This window comes from Bacillus sp. HNG (genome assembly GCF_003400205.1).
Lineage (GTDB): Bacteria > Bacillota > Bacilli > Bacillales > Bacillaceae_L > Ferdinandcohnia.
Map to the genome: position 1 here is coordinate 26231 of NZ_QUQV01000002.1, position 18056 is coordinate 44286.

Below are 18056 nucleotides of genomic sequence, written 5' to 3' on the forward strand. Positions count from 1 at the left end.
TGTTAAGATTATACTAATTGTAAAGTAATGGGAATATTTTTAGCAATATAAATTCAAATAGAGACTGCCATATTGATAATTGATATAATCATTACAACATCACTCATGAAAAGAGGACTTCATTTGCACGGAACGAATAAGAATACAGAAAAATTATGGACGAAATATTATTTTCTAACGTTTTTTTATGCTATGTCTACACAAATTGCCAATAATATGTTAATGACGGGGCTCCCCTTATATGCAATCCATCTAGGTGGCGATAATTCGATTTCAGGTATGCTGTTTGGTTTCTTCATGTTTGTAGCAATCATTTTCAGACCTCTTTTCGGCAAAATAATAGATGAAAAGAGTCGTAGAATTGTGCTAATTATTGGGGCTGTGGTAACTGCATTTATCACTCTTTCATACGTTGTTGCATTTTCAATTAGTCTTCTGTTAGTATTGAGAAGTCTACATGGAATAGGATTCAGTGCAACCACCAATGCATCCGGGACCGTTATTTCGGATATTGTGCCAAAACGTAGGTTGGCTGAAGGTGTTGGTTATTTTGGGTTATCTAATACACTTGCAACGGCAGTGGGACCAGCTTTAAGCATTTATCTTATTCAACAGTTTAATTATCAAGTACTTTTCATCGTTGCTGGTTTGATTGGCTTAATTTCAATTCTTTGTAGCCTATTTATTACATATGAAAAAGGAAAAACAAACGTTGAACGCAAATCATCAACTCGAAAAAGAAAAATCTCAGAACTGCTTTATGAAAAAACAGCTCTTCCAACAGCTTTAGTAACTGCTTTTGTTTATGTTGGGATGGGTGTAGCGTTAACCTTTATTCCAACCTTCGCTCTATCTTTAGGAATCGAAGACATCGGTTTATATTATACGGTTTATTCAATTGCCCTATTATTCACGAGAGTTGCTGGAGGAAAATTGGCCGATAAATATGGAAGTTCATTAGTCATTATCCCTGGATTAATCATTATGACGCTCTCATTTGTGGTTTTAGCCTATGCCCATTCCTTAAGTTATTTCATCCTATCAGGCATCCTTTACGGATTAGGATTAGGTTTTGTAGAGCCAGCGTTAAATGCTGTGATGATTAAGCTTTGCCCACCTAATCGAAGAGGCGCAGGGAACTCAACTTTTTTCACTGCCAAAGATTTGGGTAGTGGTATCGGAGCTATATGCTTAGGATTTATTTCCCTTCATGCTGGCTTCAAAGCGGTCTTTTTATATAGCGCATTAAGTATCATTTTCGCATTTTTTGCATATGTATTCATCCTGCGAAGGCAAATCATATATGTGAAAACAGCAGAAAGCTCAAATATACAGGAAGCATCAGTATAGAATCATAGATGTATAGAAGTGCCAGGTACCCCAAAGGTTCCTGGCACTTTGTATGTTTTTTGAATAGAAGGAAAAAATGAAGAAGTAATGGCCAATATGTAAATCAACTAACTGAGATAGATGGAGTAGGTTATGCAACATAAAAGATCCCTAATTTTATTCATTTCCCTTTTTATATTTTTTATGGCTGGGTGTCAAAACCAACAAGAAACACTAATTAAAAATGGAGAAATCGTGATTCAACCAAAAGATGAGATATTAAATTTAGCAGGATACTGGAATTTTTATCCTTACCATTTGTTAAGTCCTAGTGATTTAGAATCTCAAAAATATCCTCCAAAACACTCTATGAAAGTTCCAGGTTATTGGGGTACCCATAAAGGCTACGGAACCTATCAATTGGATATTCATTTTCCTATAAATTCGCTTGGGCAAACAAAGGCAATCTATATACCTCAAGTTTTTAGTGCTTATACACTATGGATTAATAATCATCTAGTTATAGAAAACGGAAAGGTTGCAAAAACAAAAGACCAAATGGTACCTAAAGGGACTCCAAAAGTAATCTTTTTCAATGTTTCTCAGGAGAATACACAAGTTCTATTACAAGTATCCAATTTTCATTTTCGTGATACTGGAATTATGGGACCCGTTTATTTAGGAAACCCTTCTGAAATTGAACATAAAGCGAAACGTGATACGTTTATTGAATGGTTTAGTATTGGTGCTTTTCTTATTATCAGTTTTAATCATCTAAATATATTTTTTAATCGAAGAAAAGACCGTGTGCCTCTCTATTTTGGACTATTTTGTCTCGTTTATGGATTTAGTATCTTATTAGTAGGACAAACATCCATTTTATATTTTTTTCCTGATTTAAGCTGGAATGTTGTACTTAAATTAAATTTCCTTACTATTTTTTGTAGTGTACTCCTCTTTATAAAGTATTTTTCGTTAAAATTTCCTACTGGGCAAAAGAAAATCCCAGTTCAGATTGTGATGATTCTTTCAGTAATTTGTATCGTAATCGTTCTGGTTACTGAATCAGTTATTTTTACGAACTTAGTTTATATTCTCTATGTTATATTACTTATCACGTTCTCTTACATCCTGTACCTAATCATGAAAGGCATCAAATTAAAGCAGGTTGGCGCATATGTGATTGGTCTATCGCTTTTAATATTGATTGGAACAGCGATCAATGATCTTATGTTTGACGCCCAAATGATTAATACCACCATTTTGTCACCACTTGGAATTGTTGCCTTTATTGGAGCTCAATCCATTATCATAACAAAAAGATATGCTGAGTCGTTTTCTGAGAATGAAATGCTATCAAGTGAACTTGAAGCCACCCAAAAGGAAATTTTATTTACACTTGGGGAAATAACAGAAACCCGTTCAAAAGAAACCGGTAACCATGTTAGACGGGTAGCCGAGTACTCTAAATTATTGGCATTAAAATACGGTTTGTCCAAAGAAGAGGCAGAACTACTAAAAAGTGCTTCTCCCCTACACGATGTTGGGAAAATTGGCATTCCAGATTCAATCCTAAACAAACCTCAAAAATTAACAAAAGAAGAATACGAAATCATGAAAACTCATACCACCATTGGATATCAAATGTTAAAACATTCGAACCGGAGAATCTTGGATGCTGCAGCGATAATCGCTTTGACCCATCATGAAAAATATGATGGTAGTGGTTATCCAGAAGGCTTGAAAGGTGAAGAAATCCCCTTATACGGAAGAATTGCTGCTATTTCAGATGTATTTGATGCCTTAAGCACCGATCGAGTTTATAAAAAGGCATGGGAAATGAAAAGGATAATGGAATACTTCAAGGACCAAAAAGGAAAACATTTTGATCCTCAACTAGTCGACCTCTTTTTGGAGAATATAAACGAATTTGTTTCGATTAAGGAGTCTTTTAATGGGAAATAAAACGGTTGTTTTACCGAACTGGCTTTGCCCAAATAAGATGTACAGCATGTAACATGTAATGCTCTGATTTAACGATGGATAGTGGAGATTCTTGCACAAGCTTCAGAATGTCGCGATTCATATGACACCCTACCTTTTTCATATAAAAAGAGTTTGTTTTATGTTGAAGCCAGGCAACGAATGAGTTTGTGCTAATCCCATGTTCATAGAGAAGAATCTTCCCGTCCTCCTTACACCAGGAAGCCATTTGCGTAAGTACTTTATCAGGATGAGGGTATGAGCAAAGAGACAATGTTGAGATCACCGTGTCATAGTTATTCTCAGGCAGAGCGATCTCTTCCACATTTCCAAGTCGAAAATCAACCTGACGCCCTTGTTCCGCTGCCACGATTCTTGCTTGTTCAAGCATATTAGGACTAAAATCAACCGCAGTGATTCTCGATGACTTTGGATAAAATTGAAAGTTCATTCCCGCTCCAACCGATAATTCCAAGATATTTCCTGTGGCGGACTGTAGAAGCTTACTCCTCAGTCGAAAATCTATATTTTTTTGTTTGGCTCGTTTATAATACTTACCCGCTTGCTTATTAAAAATCTCAACTTGGCGTTCGATGTTCATTTTAAACACCCCCATTTGTAGATATTAATGAATCGCACTCTTTATGATTACAATTATTGTAAAGGTTGTTGATCATGTAAATCAATGCACAAAAGAAAAAGAGCCCTGTTTAGGAGCTCTTCTAGTCTATTTTTCTACTACACCAAGATATTCCTCTAATGTTAGTCCATGTTCTGTCATATATTTCGCATGTTCTACACCTACATAGCGAAGATGCCATGGCTCGTACATATAGCCTGTGATATCTTCTTTACCTTGTTGAAAGCGAATGATAAATCCAAATTCAGCCGCGTGCTCGGCAACCCACTTGCCTTCCACGGTTTCTCCAAACTCTTGTACAAGCTGGTTGTCAACACTATCACTAGTCACATCCATCGCAAGACCCGTTTGATGTTCACTTTGCCCTGGTTTTGCACTAAATGTACTTGCTTCTTCTTCCCCATGTGCACGCACATAAGAATCATAAAGCATATTCTGTGTACCATAAGAACGGTAGCCAGATTGTGCATGTAGTGTAATTCCATCATTACTTGCCCCGGCAAATAATTGTTCAAGAGCATCAGCAGCCTCTTTTACCATATATTTACGTTCCGATACGGACGTGGAAAATGCTACATTAGGAACCGAAAGATTTTGTGGTACATAGGTTTCATCCAATACCCCAACCTCTTTATTTACTAACAATAAAAATGGATCATTAGGATCAATAACTGGCTTCGCATCTTCAGGAGCCACTTCTGTCTGTTCACCTGCCGTTTGGGTCTCAGGTGCGTCCACTTTTTCCGGCAATGCTTCCCCATTGCTCTCTTTGCTTAAGGCGATTTTTCCAATCACGACTTCCTTAATCGAAGTATAGCTTTCTTGTAAAATATCAGAAAAAGCTTCCCTCGTAAAAAATAGAGAGGACGCCACCAATACAAGTACCAACCCGATGATTACTTTCTTCAATGTAATTCCTCTTCCCTAATCGATATCTTTTATCTCCACCTATCATTCTACTATATTTTACAAGAATCGACACAGGGAATTAGTTGTAAGTTTTTAGCATGAAGAAAGTACTAATGGGCCAGGGGGACGGTTCTTGTGGTTCCATGTTACTTATCTTTTAAATACCAATCGTTTTTTGACCGATCTATCACGATTTTTTACCAAATACCCACTTTCATATACTCATTTTAACTGTTACTCTTAATCTATCAGTTACCTTAATTGTTTTTTCTCAATTTAAAAGGGTGGGATGTTTATGAGGAAAATGATACTTCTACTCCTAACGATTTTCCTAGTGCTTGTTTTAGGAGCTACGATTATCAGTGTTAAGAATAAGGATAGAGATATCCTCCTATATCACGGAAATGTGTACTCAAATGCAACCGACCTGGAATGGTTTCAAAAGAAAAAGGAGAGTTTCCAAAAAGGAGAGAAAATGGGCGAAACAAATAAAGCGTTACTCTTCAGATGGAATTTTTCTGCAACAAAATTACCAAAAGGAACAGCTGTGTATTCTACAAATGATACGGGAGTATTTATAGCTGAAACGGAAGCTGGAGAGCTCCTCTTTTATATACGGCAGCTTAAGGAATGAGTCATTTACTACATCATGCCGAATTCATCATCTCTGAAAATTCACTATCTAGGTTACCTAATATGTAAAACAAGCCACTTCATATTGCGAGTGGCTTGTTTACATGTCTACCTTATAAAAAGTCACCCTCCCCAACATTAAATTTAACCATCACCCTCTCGTTATGCATAATTTGGTAACACAATCAAATCCTAACAGGAGTGGAACTTATTTGGTGGTGGTGGAATGCATTTCTCGCGTACTCAGTTAATTTTTGTTCTCATACTTTTTATTGGGATTTCCAATCATGTGCTCATCATGCCCCATTTGCTTTCAGCAGGAAAACGTGATGCATGGGTATCTGTATTGTTTGCCTATGCGATCCTCCTGTTATGGGGATTCATCCTTTATTTAATCATGAAAAAAAATCAACAGCGACTATGTCTTTATGACTGGATTTCAACACGAGCCGGAGTCACGGTTTCTCGCGTAGTCATCGCCATCCTTGTGGTTTATGTTTTTACGATTAGTGCTATTTCATTTTATGATTTGATTCAATCCGTCAATATTTATTTTTTACCGCATACACCATCCTTTGTTGTGATGCTTCCTTTCCTTTTGATTTGTATTTGGTCAGCCTATAGTGGCTTAAAATCGATTGTCTATGTGTCCACGATATTATTGCCGATTGTTTGGGTACTTGGAATTTTTGTAGCTACGTTTACTTTTAACGAAAAAGATTATTCCTATTTATTTCCTGTTCTTGTCGAAGGTTATCAACCCGTTGTAAAAGGGGCCATTATCGTTCTTGGTGGAGGTGCAGATTTCCTTGTATTGTTACTTCTTCAGCATCACTTAAAAAAATCGTTTACGTTTTTTAACCTTTTCATACTGATTACGATTTTAGCTGGTCTAATCCTAGGTCCAACAACGGGTTCCTTGGCATCCTTTGGTCCAGCGGTTTCCTCTGATATGAGGTTCCCAGCTTTTGAACAATGGAGACTCATAACGTTGGGAAATTATATTTCACATGTTGACTTTTTGGCGGTGTTTCAATTATTAAGTGGCGAACTTATCCGGGTTTCATTGGGTCTTTACTTATTGGCAGATATGGTTAAATGCCATACCTCGCCCTCTAAAAAAAAGAAGATGTTTATTGTCACCTCCCTTCTCTTAGCATTATTGACGGTCCTTCCATTAAGTGACATGTGGGTACAAACACTGATTGGGAGATACTTTTATCCAGCTGCATTTATAAGTGCTGTGTTACTTTCGTTGGCTTTATTGATTTTTTGCTACTTGCCAATGAAGAAAGGAACCCAAAGTCTATGAACATGAAAGAATTCGATCATTTATTAGAAAACGAAAACTTAACATGTGATGAAATCAAAGATTTTTTTCGACATTATGCCGATATTGAATTTATACCGATTGAAAACGATGAGTTTCTCCAAGCTTTTTATTGCAAAGGAATGCTTGATTCATCACAGTTAAACGAGTATTTCAACCGAATCGTCCTAAGTATTGGGCATGAAGAACCACGCAAGTTTTCCCAAGAGCTCCCACCTGTCCAGCATATAAAAAGCATGCAAGAAATGGTGAATCTTGTGTTTTCTGGTTCCCTGATTTTTTTTAGAGAAGGAACCCCATTCTTTCATGTGTTCAATATTAGTAAAGTGCCACAACGAAACCCTCAAGAATCAACGACAGAGGTTTCGATTAAGGGACCAAAGGATAGTTTTACCGAAGAAATGAATGTAAACATATCCTTAATTCGAAAAAGAATGAAATCTGCACAACTCTATTCCGAGAAATTCACCTTAGGAACGTTGAGTAAAACAGAGGTCTCATTGCTTTATTTACATGATAAAGCCAATAAGGACATCATTGAGGAAGCGAGGAAACGACTCGCTACCTTTCAATCGGAAAGCGTTGTAAGCAGTGGTCAATTGGAACAATGGATTTCCGATCGTACATTTTCGTTGTTTCCCTTATTTGATTATGTGACACGCCCGGACTATATCATTGAATGCATGGTACGCGGAAGATTTATCATCATTGTCAATGGCTCACCCTCTGTGTTAATAGGACCAATTAATGTTTTTGAGCTCATTAAATCGCCAGAGGATGTTCATTTTCCTTACTATTTTGTTCTGTTTGGACGGTTTATTCGACTTGTCGGATTGCTAATCGCCATTTTCCTACCAGGATTTTGGGTTTCGCTATCTTCTGTCAATATTGACCAGCTTCCGTTTGCCTTATTAGCCACTGTCGTTGTCTCTCGTGAAGGATTGCCATTACCTATTGGTCTCGAAGCCATCTTTATACTTGGTTTGTTCGAATTGTTAAGAGAAGCTGGCGTCCGCATGCCCACTATTCTTGGTCAAACGGTATCCATTGTCGGCGGTATCATTATTGGTGATGCAGCAATTCGGGCAGGTCTTGCATCCCCGACGATGATTGTTGTCATTGCATTAACCGCTGTTGCAAGCTACACACTTGTCAATCAATCATTAGTAGGAACAGTTAGTATCCTTCGAGTTTATACGATATTACTGTCTATTTTTTTAGGAGTATATGGGCTTTTTGTTGGATTCTTTAGTGTTCTTATTTATCTATCTAAATTGGAGTCCTTTGGGGTGGCTTATCTTGAACCAGCCGCATCATTAACATTTAAAGAATATCTAGCGGCCCTGTTTGTGGATCCCTTTAAACGGAAAAAATTTGGAATATCATTTATACAGAAGCGGAGAAAGTAGGATGAAGCGAAAAATAACCTGTTCAATTACTCTTGTCTTATGTCTTGTCCTTGTTAGTGCTTGCAATGACATCGGTGAAATTGAAAATCAAAACTTCGCCACCGCTATCGGCGTCGATTACCGAGATGGGAAATATTTTGTCTCGATTCAAATGATTGGACTAACGTCTGTTGCAAAAAGAGAGGGTGGTGACAAAGGACCACCTGAAGTATATGTTTCCGAAACGACTGGAAAAACCTTTATCGATGCTTTTTTCAAAGCCTATCATACTGCCCAAGAACGATTTCTCTGGGCACATGTCACCGCAATTGTTTTAAGCGAAAATGCACTCAAACAAGGATTGGATAGTATATTTGATGGCTTGACACGATACTACGAATTCCGCCCAACTCCATGGATTTTTGGGACAAAGGATTCCATACTTGATGTTTTGTCAACAACTGGATTTTTCAATCAAAATTCATTAAATACGATTCTTCATAGTCCAAAAAGTTCTTACGAGCAAAGCTCGACCATCAAGCCTGTAAAATTAAATCAATTTGTACGTGAATTTTTTGACCCAGGTCGAACTACGTATATCCCTTCGCTTTCAATTGATGATACTCAGTGGAAGAAAAATAAAAAAAATGAGGGGAAACTAGCTATTGATGGGGCCTTTTTTCTAGGTAACCAAAAATACAAAGGCTATTTTCCATATGAGAAAATAAAAGGCATACGCTGGCTGACACCAGAAACAGTACGCGCATCCATACTAGTACCGGACGAAACACACCCTGAATTTATTACCGTCCTTGATCATGAAATGGTAAAAGTTCATCCTGAAAAACAAGACGGAAGATTCCGTTTTACCATCCTCTTCATGGCGGATGGACAAGTAAGTAATCGCATAACGAACAATACGATTAATGTAAACGCGATGGAGAAGTTCGTTAAAAAGGGAGTTATTTCTGAAATAAGACAATTGTATCAATTAGGTCGAGAGCATAATGTTGATTTCTTGAACTTAGAGCATCAGCTATACAGAAAGCATCCTGCTGAATGGAAAAAGCTAAAAAGCCAGGATGGCTTACTTCAAGAAGACAGCTTAAAGTCGATTGAAGCGCATATCACACTTGAACACTCCGGCTCATTCAAAAATCGAAAAATCGAGATTAAAGAATGATTGCCCAGAAAAAAACAATTGACGTAATTCGTCAGGTGTCTTTGTAATTCATATCAGAAAATGTTTTTTAGCTACATCTAACTCTGCAAGGAATTGTATGATCTTTGTATTGAAATACTACTAATTAAAATCCCTTTTATCCGGAGTGAAACCATTGAAGAAAGATAAAAAAAGTACACGTATACATATTTTCCTTCTAATCATCGTCATTTCTATACTGATTTGGTCAGGAATAAAACCTGACACATATCGTGATTGGGCATTAGAAGTATTTCCAGCAGTTCTTGGTCTAGTTATTCTACTATCCACATACAAAAAATTTCGTTTTACAACTTTAGCCTATGTGATTATTGCAATTCTTTGCATTCTTACGTTTGTTGGCGGTCATTATACATATGCAAAAGTGCCTCTTTTTAATTGGATCAAAGAGGAATTCCATCTAAACCGGAATCACTATGATCGGTTTGGACATTTCCTAAAAGGGCTTTTAGCAATTGTCATTAGAGAAATCATAATAAGAAAAACCGAGTTGAAGAAAGGTTTTTGGATAAATACTTTTGTTTTAAGTGCTACCTTAGCAATTGCAGCCCTATATGAAATTATTGAGTGGCTAGTTTCTAAAATAGCACATGGAGGAAAGGCGGCAAGAGACTTCTTAGGTACTCAGGGTGATATTTGGGATACTCAATGGGATATGTCATTAAGCTTTATAGGAGCAATTCTTGCATTACTTATTTTCAGTAAATTACATAATCGTTTATTAAATAAATTGGAAAAATCATGATAGCTACATATAGAGACATACTAACAAAAGAAAGGAGGAGCAACCGTGACAGATAAGAAAAACATTCAAAATAAATCGAAAAACGATTCTACTCAAAATCAGTATAAAGAAGAAGTTAGTATGGAAATGCTTGCTGAACGCGCTCTAGCTGAAACTCTTCGTGAAGGCGGGGCGTTTGCGCGAAAGAACGATGAGCGTTTTAAAAAATAAGGTAGAATAACACTTAAAACTCACCCTTAATGGTGAGTTTTCCTGTTTTTTTCTCTCCTTCTGCTTCCAAGAAGAGTAACACTCGTGGTATATTCCTTCCTCTCATTAATACTTGATATAATAGGTAAAAATAAATTGCGGGGTGAAGAAATATGGGACTTAGCTTTCGCAAAAGCTTTAAGATCGCACCCGGTGTGCGAGTAAATGTATCGAAACGTGGGGTTGGTGCTAGCTTTGGAGTGAAAGGTCTACGTTATTCCGTGAATTCGAGGGGTCAAAGAAGAGTAACTGCTGGCATTCCAGGTAGTGGTATTTCTTACACAACCACTTCGAGTTCGGGACGAAATTACCGATCTAACGCTTATAAACAACATAATGAACTGAAAAGACAGCAACGTGAAGCTCAAAAACTGCAGGAGCTGGAATACAATCAGTATCAGGTGGAACTCTTCGAGAATAAGCTTGAAATGATTAAATCAATTCATAAGGAATGCGATACACCTGTCGATTGGGAAGAACTAAGACAGGCTCCTCCACCCTATCTACCTGGACATCCAGGACCGAATGAGACTACTGCAAGAAAAGCAGCAAACGACTATAAGCCTGGTTTTTTCGAAAAATTATTTAAGCAAGACGTGAAGAAAAAGGCAGCGCTACTGTCTGCCATAGAGACTGCAAAGAAAAAGGATCAAGAGGAATACGAAGAATGGGAACATTTAGTACAAGTTGCATCCAAGGTGTTGGAAGGTGACCCTGATACCTATTTCCAAGTTTTAGATGAATTTGCCCCTCTCGATGACATAGCCGAATTTGGAAGTGGATTTGAATTTATCATGGAGGATCCATCCTATCTTTAGGTTGAATTTGACGTCCATTCTTCCTCTGTCGTTCCAGATGAAATCTTATCCTTAACGAAAACAGGTAAGCTTTCAAGAAAGGCCATGCCAAAAACCAAAAAGCTAGACATTGAGCAGGACTATGTGTGTAGCTGTGTTCTTCGGATTGCTGGTGATCTATTTGCCTTATTACCAATCGATTATGTATATATTCATGCGAACGACGAACGGCTCAATACTGTTACCGGGCATACTGAAAAGGAAACAATAGTATCGGTCAAAATAGATAAGGAAACTTTTAAGAGTTTAAATCTTGAAGCCATAGATTGTTCCGATTCGCTCAACAACTTTGAGCACAACATGAAGTTTTTAAAGACTAAGGGCTTCCAACCTGTTGAAAAACTAGTAAAATAATGGAACCACACAAAAAAGCACAGAGTTCTGCAGCATCATTGCAAGGACTCTGTACGAGTAATCCATTAACGGAACACCTATGCTTTGGTATTTCAGAGGCCTCATTTCTAAAATATACTTTTCTTCGTCTCATACGGTGGGTCGGCCTTTCCTATAAAAGACAAAAGCAGCAGCAAATCATTATGAAAACAAATCCAGTACCACTTCATTTTAGATTGGCTCCTTGATACCTAACAACCTAACAAACCTGTATTTGCGTTGGGTTTAAAACGAAGAAAGGATTGTTGAGGAGATGCTTAGGTTTAATGTTAATAATAAAAATCAACTAAACCAAAAGCATCTCTAACTAAATATTTGCCTGTTTATTATTCAAAACAAATCTACACTTTGGATAGTTACTGCAACCCCAAAAAGCACCATACTTACCTTTTCGTTCAACAAGGCTTGAACCACATTTAGGGCATATGTTAGCATTAATTTTATATTGATAAAAACGTTGTGAGTCTTTTATTTTTTTAATATGCTGCTTTTTCTGTTCACCACCGGCATTTAATATCTTTTCTAGCTTTTCTGCAATATGGCGAACTTGTCCAGCTGTTAATAAAACCTTTTTATAGGCATAAATTGTACTTACAAGACGTGATGAATAAGTAACACTAGTATTTAAGCCACTTGTTTCAACTTTCTTTAAGGTAGCGCGGTTGCTAAAGGAAACAATAGAATAATAGAATTCTTCGTTCTCTATCCCCAGGTATTCCTGCAATGCTTTTATGTGACCATAGTTTTGCCATATTGGATTATAAAGCTTTTCTTTGCGCTTATAGATTACTTGCGTCCAATATTTACTCTTGGAATCACCGTAAATCCACCCTTTATAATACTTTGTCTCAATTACAAAAATTCCATAAGGTGACACGACAACATGGTCAATTTGAGAAGCTTTTCTATTTTTTAATGGTACTAAAACATCATTAAAAACTTGATATTTCTCTTTATCAAGCTTGTTTAAATAAAGGCGAACTGATGCTTCTCCGAGGAATCCCTTAACTTTAGGTAATCCAAGACTTACAAGAATGGCAAATATAACTAAACCTAATAGTAGCTCCAATTCTTTTCCTCCTGACCATGGCAATGTTTTCCATTAAAAAAATGTAATTTCTATATTTTTCTAAATTATACCACAAAATATTACATTTTTTGATAATCAGTAGGTAAATATTACTAAAAAAGAAGAGCCATTAAGACTCTTCTTACTTTTGAGCTAACTATTCCCCAGCTTCTATTATTCCAATTATTTGTTTAAACACACTTGAAGGCTTTTTAATTAATTCTTCATAACCAATTACCTTATTACCGTGATCATAAATGATATTCATTTGTCTAACCTCGTTATCCAAGTTCACCACAACATTTTTAAATTGAAATCTTTTAATTTTTGACGCTTTATCTAAATTTTTCGCATCCAAATCAACAGTAACCTGATCTGAAATTCTCCTTAACATTCGCCAAATTGTTCTTTCTTCCTTTGATTTCATGAATATCTCCGGTAGCTCTTTTGCAGCTTTTAATGTTGATAATGTGGTAATTGAATAAATTGAGATACCATAACCAACAGGATTAATTGGTTGAGATAGTGAATTCCAAACCTCTATTTCAAATTTTACATATTCAGTAGAATCGTTGATAAGGAGTTCATTGATTTCAAATCCTTTAACAAATTTCACTTCAGTTATTTTCCCATAACAAACTATGCCATTTTTAGATGCTATACCATTAACTAAATATAATGCAACATACTTTGCTTCCTGCCAGCCTCTTTTTAAGTTTCTTGAAGGAATATAGTAAAAAAGATTATTGATACATCTTTCATAATTTACCTTTGATGTTACCGTCCCTACAAGTACCCATTCATCAAAAGTGGAAATCCACTCTTCTTTAGAACCCCTCGGTAAAATTCCTTCCTTCTGAATTTCCTCTGGACTTTTTTCAATTAAATGCTCTATAAATTGCTCAACCAATCGTGTAGCATTTGGTAGAAAAGGCAAACCACCAATATTCACCTTACCAATACTCTGATAAAAATGATGGTTTTCGTATAAATCCTCATCATTCCAAGGAAATAATACATATGCACCAAACGCAGTTCTTTCAAATGGACCATTTTGTTGAACAACTAAAGAATCTCTGTACCTATGCATTGTATTTATATCATCTTCCATTGGTCCAGGGTCTCCGTAAAGCCTTTGGTAGTAGCTACCTTCGACAGCAAAATCAATACGATATTTAGCATCAAAAATATAATTGTATTTAAAGTCTTTACCCTTTTTCTCGATACTTAGTGTTGTATCTGGTTTTTGAGATAAAGTAGGTAAATTACGTTCAGCTTTTTGATATGTTAATATGATTTGTTCCTTTGTTACGGGATGTTGAAATACTCGTTTTGCAGTAGATTTCGTATCCAGATTAACAAACATACCTTCCCGATTTACCTTAATTATATCTTGATCTATTTGTTCATAATTTTTATTCAGGATTTGCCCCAGCTTGATAAAAGTCCAATATTCATACATTGTAGCAACATCTTTTACAGACATTTGGTAAAGAGTTCCTTGTAATGTAAGTCCTTTTGAAAGAATTAAATAGGTTTGAAATACATCCCGATATCCTGGTGCCATTTGAATTACAAGACTCATTACCGACCTATCTAGTTTTCCTATCTTATTCCAAAATGAATTCTTCAATTTTTTATCTAAGCCTGAAAGCATTGTTTGAATTTTTCCAACTAAATCTGGATCAGGCTCTACTTCATACCTTTTATTTTTACTTGTTACCTTCTCGAATAAATCAGAAATTTTGTTCTGTAGCCTACTCATTATCCATTTAATAAATTGATTTTCAAGTGTATCGGTGGTATGGTCTTTTTTGATTTTCAACCCAGATTTAGGCAAAACCACTCTATTTCCAATCTCAATTCCTGATTTAACATCAATAAGCAAATGTGGACGCTTCCTAATATATTGTCTGCCTCTTTGATCTAATTTACCGAGCTGATCTCCCCTAGCGTGAATGTGAGTAGTAATTAATTTACGATTGGGTTGTGACTCTATGTGTTGTATTGCTTTTATTAATCCTTCAAAATGAAAGTCAAGTAACCGATAAAATTCGCTTCTTGATGGTTTTCCTTCAACATTTACTTTAGCTCCAAAATATGTTTTCTTAATAAAATGAAAAGCTAAGTTATAAATCTCATCATTTACCTCATTAAGAAGTTTTTTATAATCAGCTTTGTAATCTAGCTTCGACGGAAATATTTCAATAGTTACCTCTAAAAGTACTTCTTCCCCACTTCGAATTTCAAATGTTGATAAACCAACTTCATTTTGAAACTGTAAGCTCCCCATTAAAAAATAATTATCTCCAATATCAACTCTTCCTACTGCTCTTCTCAGTAAAGGATGTTCATGATAGAACGAAAGATCGTTCTTATCTTTTGGTGAAACAACTATTTGATAACTTCCGTTTTCAAAAAATATTGGTCTCTGATTTGTTGGTTCGACTAGTACTTGAGTTTCCACATCAAATACTTTTTTGGCGTTAATATGTTTACCCCTGACATCAAAGTTCATTACATCATGAAAATCTAGTTGTTTATATTGTAATAATCCATGATATTTTTCATGATAAGGTTTCCCTTTTATAACAAGAGTGAAATGGGCGGTATCAACGTATACAAGTTCTACATCATTAGGAGCCAAGCCAGAAGGAAGTAAAGCCATCATACAGCCTCCTTCTCATCTCAATTACTTTTCTTGCACTCTTTGGAAATTTAACATTGCGTAAATCTCCCATATCTAATAAACCATCTTCATCAAATAATCTATTTGTACAGAATTTATATAGGTTATTTAAAACTTCCTCCACCCTTGTATCACTACCAGCGACTCTTGGTAAAATTTTTTGAAGGATACATCTATCCAATGCTTGTTCAAACGAAAACAAATTTGCAGCTTGACTATATGCTATATAGAAACATATTTCATCGCGAACACGGTAACCTACCTGAGCACCTATTGGTTTCAATATTTCATTAAGTCGAACCAATTCCTTTGTTGTTTTTTCTATTAATTCTGGATTTTCCACATAAACATCCTTTAAATGCAGATACTCTCCAAGCAATGTCCGATTACCAATTTTAATCGGAGATATTTCTGGTAGTTCATTTAAAAAGTCAAGAAAGTCTAAATGTATTTCATTAAACTCTATTGTATTTGCACGATCTAAAACCTTTTTGCTAAATGGATGGGTGGTTTCATCCATATTCACCGTGCCTATTATATATAAATTTAACGGCAAACTAATATTTGTTTCCGCAATTTCATCAGATATTAAGATCGAAGTCACTAATTCTCCATCTTCCCAGCGTCTACTCTCCATAACACTTAAAATATCACTGAAATAATATTCTACACGTGCCAAATTCATTTCGTCTAATAAAACGATATACGGCAGAGTTGGATTGACCATTGCTTCTTTTATTACTTTAGTTAATGGACCTTCAACAAAATCCCCTTTGATATCACGGTATCCTAATAAATCTGATCCATCGTTCCAATCCGGGCGAACAGGGATTAGTTTAAATTGTCCATTTGATTCAGTAGCACCAATACTTTCTGAAAACCATTGAACAATTTTAGTTTTACCGGTACCAGATATACCGGACAGTATAACAAATGGCTTTGTTTTTAAGGCTAAAAATAGATTTATTATTTCTTCTTTTTCATAATAGAAACCTTTACTTTTTATATATTTGTCAATATGTGTAACCACTTCATTTGCTGAAAGCAATTTCTGACCATCCTCTTGTGCAATACTTGCACCCGAATTTATTACATACTCAATTTCATTTTCTTGATTAATTAAATCCCATTCCTCATCTACAATATCTAATTCCTGTAACCAACTTAGTATATTTCTTGTCCGATATTCTGCAACAGACTCTTTCATTAAATTATCTTTTAGGGAACTACGAACAATAAGCATCCCAATCCCTTTGAAACATTTAAGTTTATCTTGTTTTTGTAAATTCTCAGTTAAAGGAAGTAGCCTTCTTACAAGGTTGAAATAGTCCAGTTTTGTTATTTGATTTCTTAAGATGACTTTACTATCTGATTTTGTCTGGTATTCATTAATTAAAGCTTTATTGAGTTCATGCTTTTCATTTAAAAACCCTAAGAGCTTCAATCCCTGTCGTGCCCTGGATTTTAACCTAATAATTTTCTCTTCTTTAAAAATAGAATTAATTTTTCTCGGGTCTACATTATCTTTAATGATTTCATCCAAAAAGGATAAAGTAAGTTCAATATTACCTTCAGGTAATTGGTCGGTTGTAAACTCCTTAAGGGTTATTGCCACCTTCGTATCCTTTGTGGTTACTCCTACAAAAGGTAGTTGACTAAAAAAGGCCATTAGAAATGAAGATCTACCTTTAGTTTTGATAAAGTCAGATTGTGTAGCAGTTCTAACTTTAATAAATTCCTTCCATCCCTGCATAATAAATTCAAAAGTGATGTACTCCCATGGTGATTCCTTTTCACCATTTTGATGTTTTTCTCTAGATGATTCAGTTTCAACATAAATTCCTTCTTCATCTACTCTAGTAATCCAATTAGATTTTTGAGTACTAATTGTTTTAATTTCTGTTACCTTTTTTGAAAGGTTTATTAAAACAGGTTCCATATAAAACTCTCTAATTTCTGCTTCAACTGTATAGGGATCCTCTGTTGGTTCATTTTCCTTTTTAGCGATTTTCAATAATTTTTCCATGTTTTCATACTTAATTGGATTACCTAAACCTTTGTGCAAATTGCTCACATCTAAGTCTAAAAGGGTATTACGAATTTGCATTTCTGCTATTTTTCCTTTTAAGATACAACGTCCTTCTTTTTCTGGTCTTTCATCTTTTTCATATCCAATGAACTCATAGACTTCTTTAATTTTGTTATTATATATTGCACAATAGAATTTATAATCGCCCGATTGAAGTTTTTCTCTACTAATTTTCCAACTAACACTTGTTGCATTATATAAATCTTCAGTTGACATTCCCTCTCTATACGATTTGCCAATTTTGATTAATATTGTATCCTCAACAGCCACTTGTCCTTACTCCTTTTTTATTTATGCTTTAAGTATCTTTTTAATTTATTGCGAACTTAACCGATACTGCTTTTCTTACTTTAACGTCAATTTCATTATATTATCTTTGCTTCAGCAATCATGTCCATATCGACAAAGCTCTACCTCTTGTTAAATACTTTCCATTACTGTGTCGAAAAATCCTTCTTTTTGCCTAAAAGTGATATGAAGGTAGTCATATGAAAAATAAAAAACTAGTTCAGAAGCTGTGAACTAGTTTTT

Annotated in this window: 15 protein-coding genes; 10 read left to right on the top strand and 5 right to left on the bottom strand. The window is 35.4% G+C overall.

The features are described 5' to 3' along the window. Positions 1-72: 72 nt before the first annotated feature. Positions 73-1350 carry an MFS transporter gene (locus DZB84_RS03555; protein WP_116350895.1) on the top strand — a complete coding sequence of 426 codons (1278 nt, stop codon included), beginning with the start codon at positions 73-75 and terminating at the stop codon, positions 1348-1350. A gap of 132 nt (positions 1351-1482) precedes the next feature. Then, entirely contained in the window at positions 1483-3294 is a 1812-nt protein-coding gene (locus DZB84_RS25160; protein WP_116350896.1) for an HD-GYP domain-containing protein, read from the top strand. Between the two features lie 10 nt (positions 3295-3304). Here DZB84_RS25160 and DZB84_RS03565 read toward each other — a convergent pair whose 3' ends face one another. Further along, positions 3305-3913 (bottom strand): class I SAM-dependent methyltransferase, encoded by a 609-nt coding sequence (locus DZB84_RS03565; protein ID WP_189655134.1) that lies wholly within the window; start codon positions 3911-3913, stop codon positions 3305-3307. Between the two features lie 126 nt (positions 3914-4039). Beyond that, positions 4040-4861, bottom strand: coding sequence for a M15 family metallopeptidase (locus DZB84_RS25165; RefSeq protein WP_223254374.1), 822 nt, complete (start codon positions 4859-4861; stop codon positions 4040-4042). Between the two features lie 295 nt (positions 4862-5156). Here DZB84_RS25165 and DZB84_RS03575 point away from each other — a divergent pair, with 295 nt between their 5' ends. From DZB84_RS03575 to DZB84_RS25175, 8 genes are all read left to right on the top strand, one after another. Continuing rightward, a complete protein-coding gene (locus DZB84_RS03575; protein WP_116350898.1) occupies positions 5157-5495 on the top strand; it encodes a hypothetical protein in 339 nt (112 codons plus the stop codon). A gap of 225 nt (positions 5496-5720) precedes the next feature. Next, positions 5721-6806 (top strand): endospore germination permease, encoded by a 1086-nt coding sequence (locus DZB84_RS03580; RefSeq protein WP_116350899.1) that lies wholly within the window; start codon positions 5721-5723, stop codon positions 6804-6806. Next, positions 6803-8233, top strand: a complete 1431-nt coding sequence (locus DZB84_RS03585) for a spore germination protein (RefSeq protein ID WP_116350900.1) — start codon at positions 6803-6805, stop codon at positions 8231-8233. Before DZB84_RS03580 ends, DZB84_RS03585 begins: the two co-directional genes overlap by 4 nt. A 1-nt stretch (position 8234) precedes the next feature. Further along, a complete protein-coding gene (locus DZB84_RS03590) occupies positions 8235-9395 on the top strand; it encodes a Ger(x)C family spore germination protein (protein ID WP_116350901.1) in 1161 nt (386 codons plus the stop codon). A gap of 145 nt (positions 9396-9540) precedes the next feature. Continuing rightward, positions 9541-10179: a DUF2238 domain-containing protein gene (locus tag DZB84_RS03595; protein ID WP_411266252.1), complete on the top strand. Its 639-nt coding sequence runs from the start codon at positions 9541-9543 to the stop codon at positions 10177-10179. Positions 10180-10224: 45 nt separating this feature from the next. Then, positions 10225-10389 carry a hypothetical protein gene (locus tag DZB84_RS24800; RefSeq protein ID WP_189655135.1) on the top strand — a complete coding sequence of 55 codons (165 nt, stop codon included), beginning with the start codon at positions 10225-10227 and terminating at the stop codon, positions 10387-10389. Positions 10390-10541: 152 nt separating this feature from the next. Beyond that, positions 10542-11246, top strand: a complete 705-nt coding sequence (locus tag DZB84_RS25170; protein ID WP_223254375.1) for a DUF4236 domain-containing protein — start codon at positions 10542-10544, stop codon at positions 11244-11246. 84 nt (positions 11247-11330) lie between these two features. Beyond that, on the top strand, positions 11331-11639 hold the full coding sequence (locus DZB84_RS25175) for a hypothetical protein (RefSeq protein ID WP_223254376.1): 309 nt from the start codon (positions 11331-11333) through the stop codon (positions 11637-11639). Between the two features lie 346 nt (positions 11640-11985). Here DZB84_RS25175 and DZB84_RS03605 read toward each other — a convergent pair whose 3' ends face one another. From DZB84_RS03605 to DZB84_RS03615, 3 genes are all read right to left on the bottom strand, one after another. Further along, complete coding sequence (locus tag DZB84_RS03605; RefSeq protein ID WP_116350903.1) at positions 11986-12747, bottom strand: NERD domain-containing protein; 762 nt, start codon at positions 12745-12747, stop codon at positions 11986-11988. A gap of 157 nt (positions 12748-12904) precedes the next feature. Then, positions 12905-15415, bottom strand: coding sequence for a restriction endonuclease-like protein (locus DZB84_RS03610; protein WP_116350904.1), 2511 nt, complete (start codon positions 15413-15415; stop codon positions 12905-12907). After that, positions 15384-17795, bottom strand: a complete 2412-nt coding sequence (locus DZB84_RS03615) for an AAA family ATPase (protein WP_411266253.1) — start codon at positions 17793-17795, stop codon at positions 15384-15386. Before DZB84_RS03615 ends, DZB84_RS03610 begins: the two co-directional genes overlap by 32 nt. Positions 17796-18056: the final 261 nt, after the last annotated feature.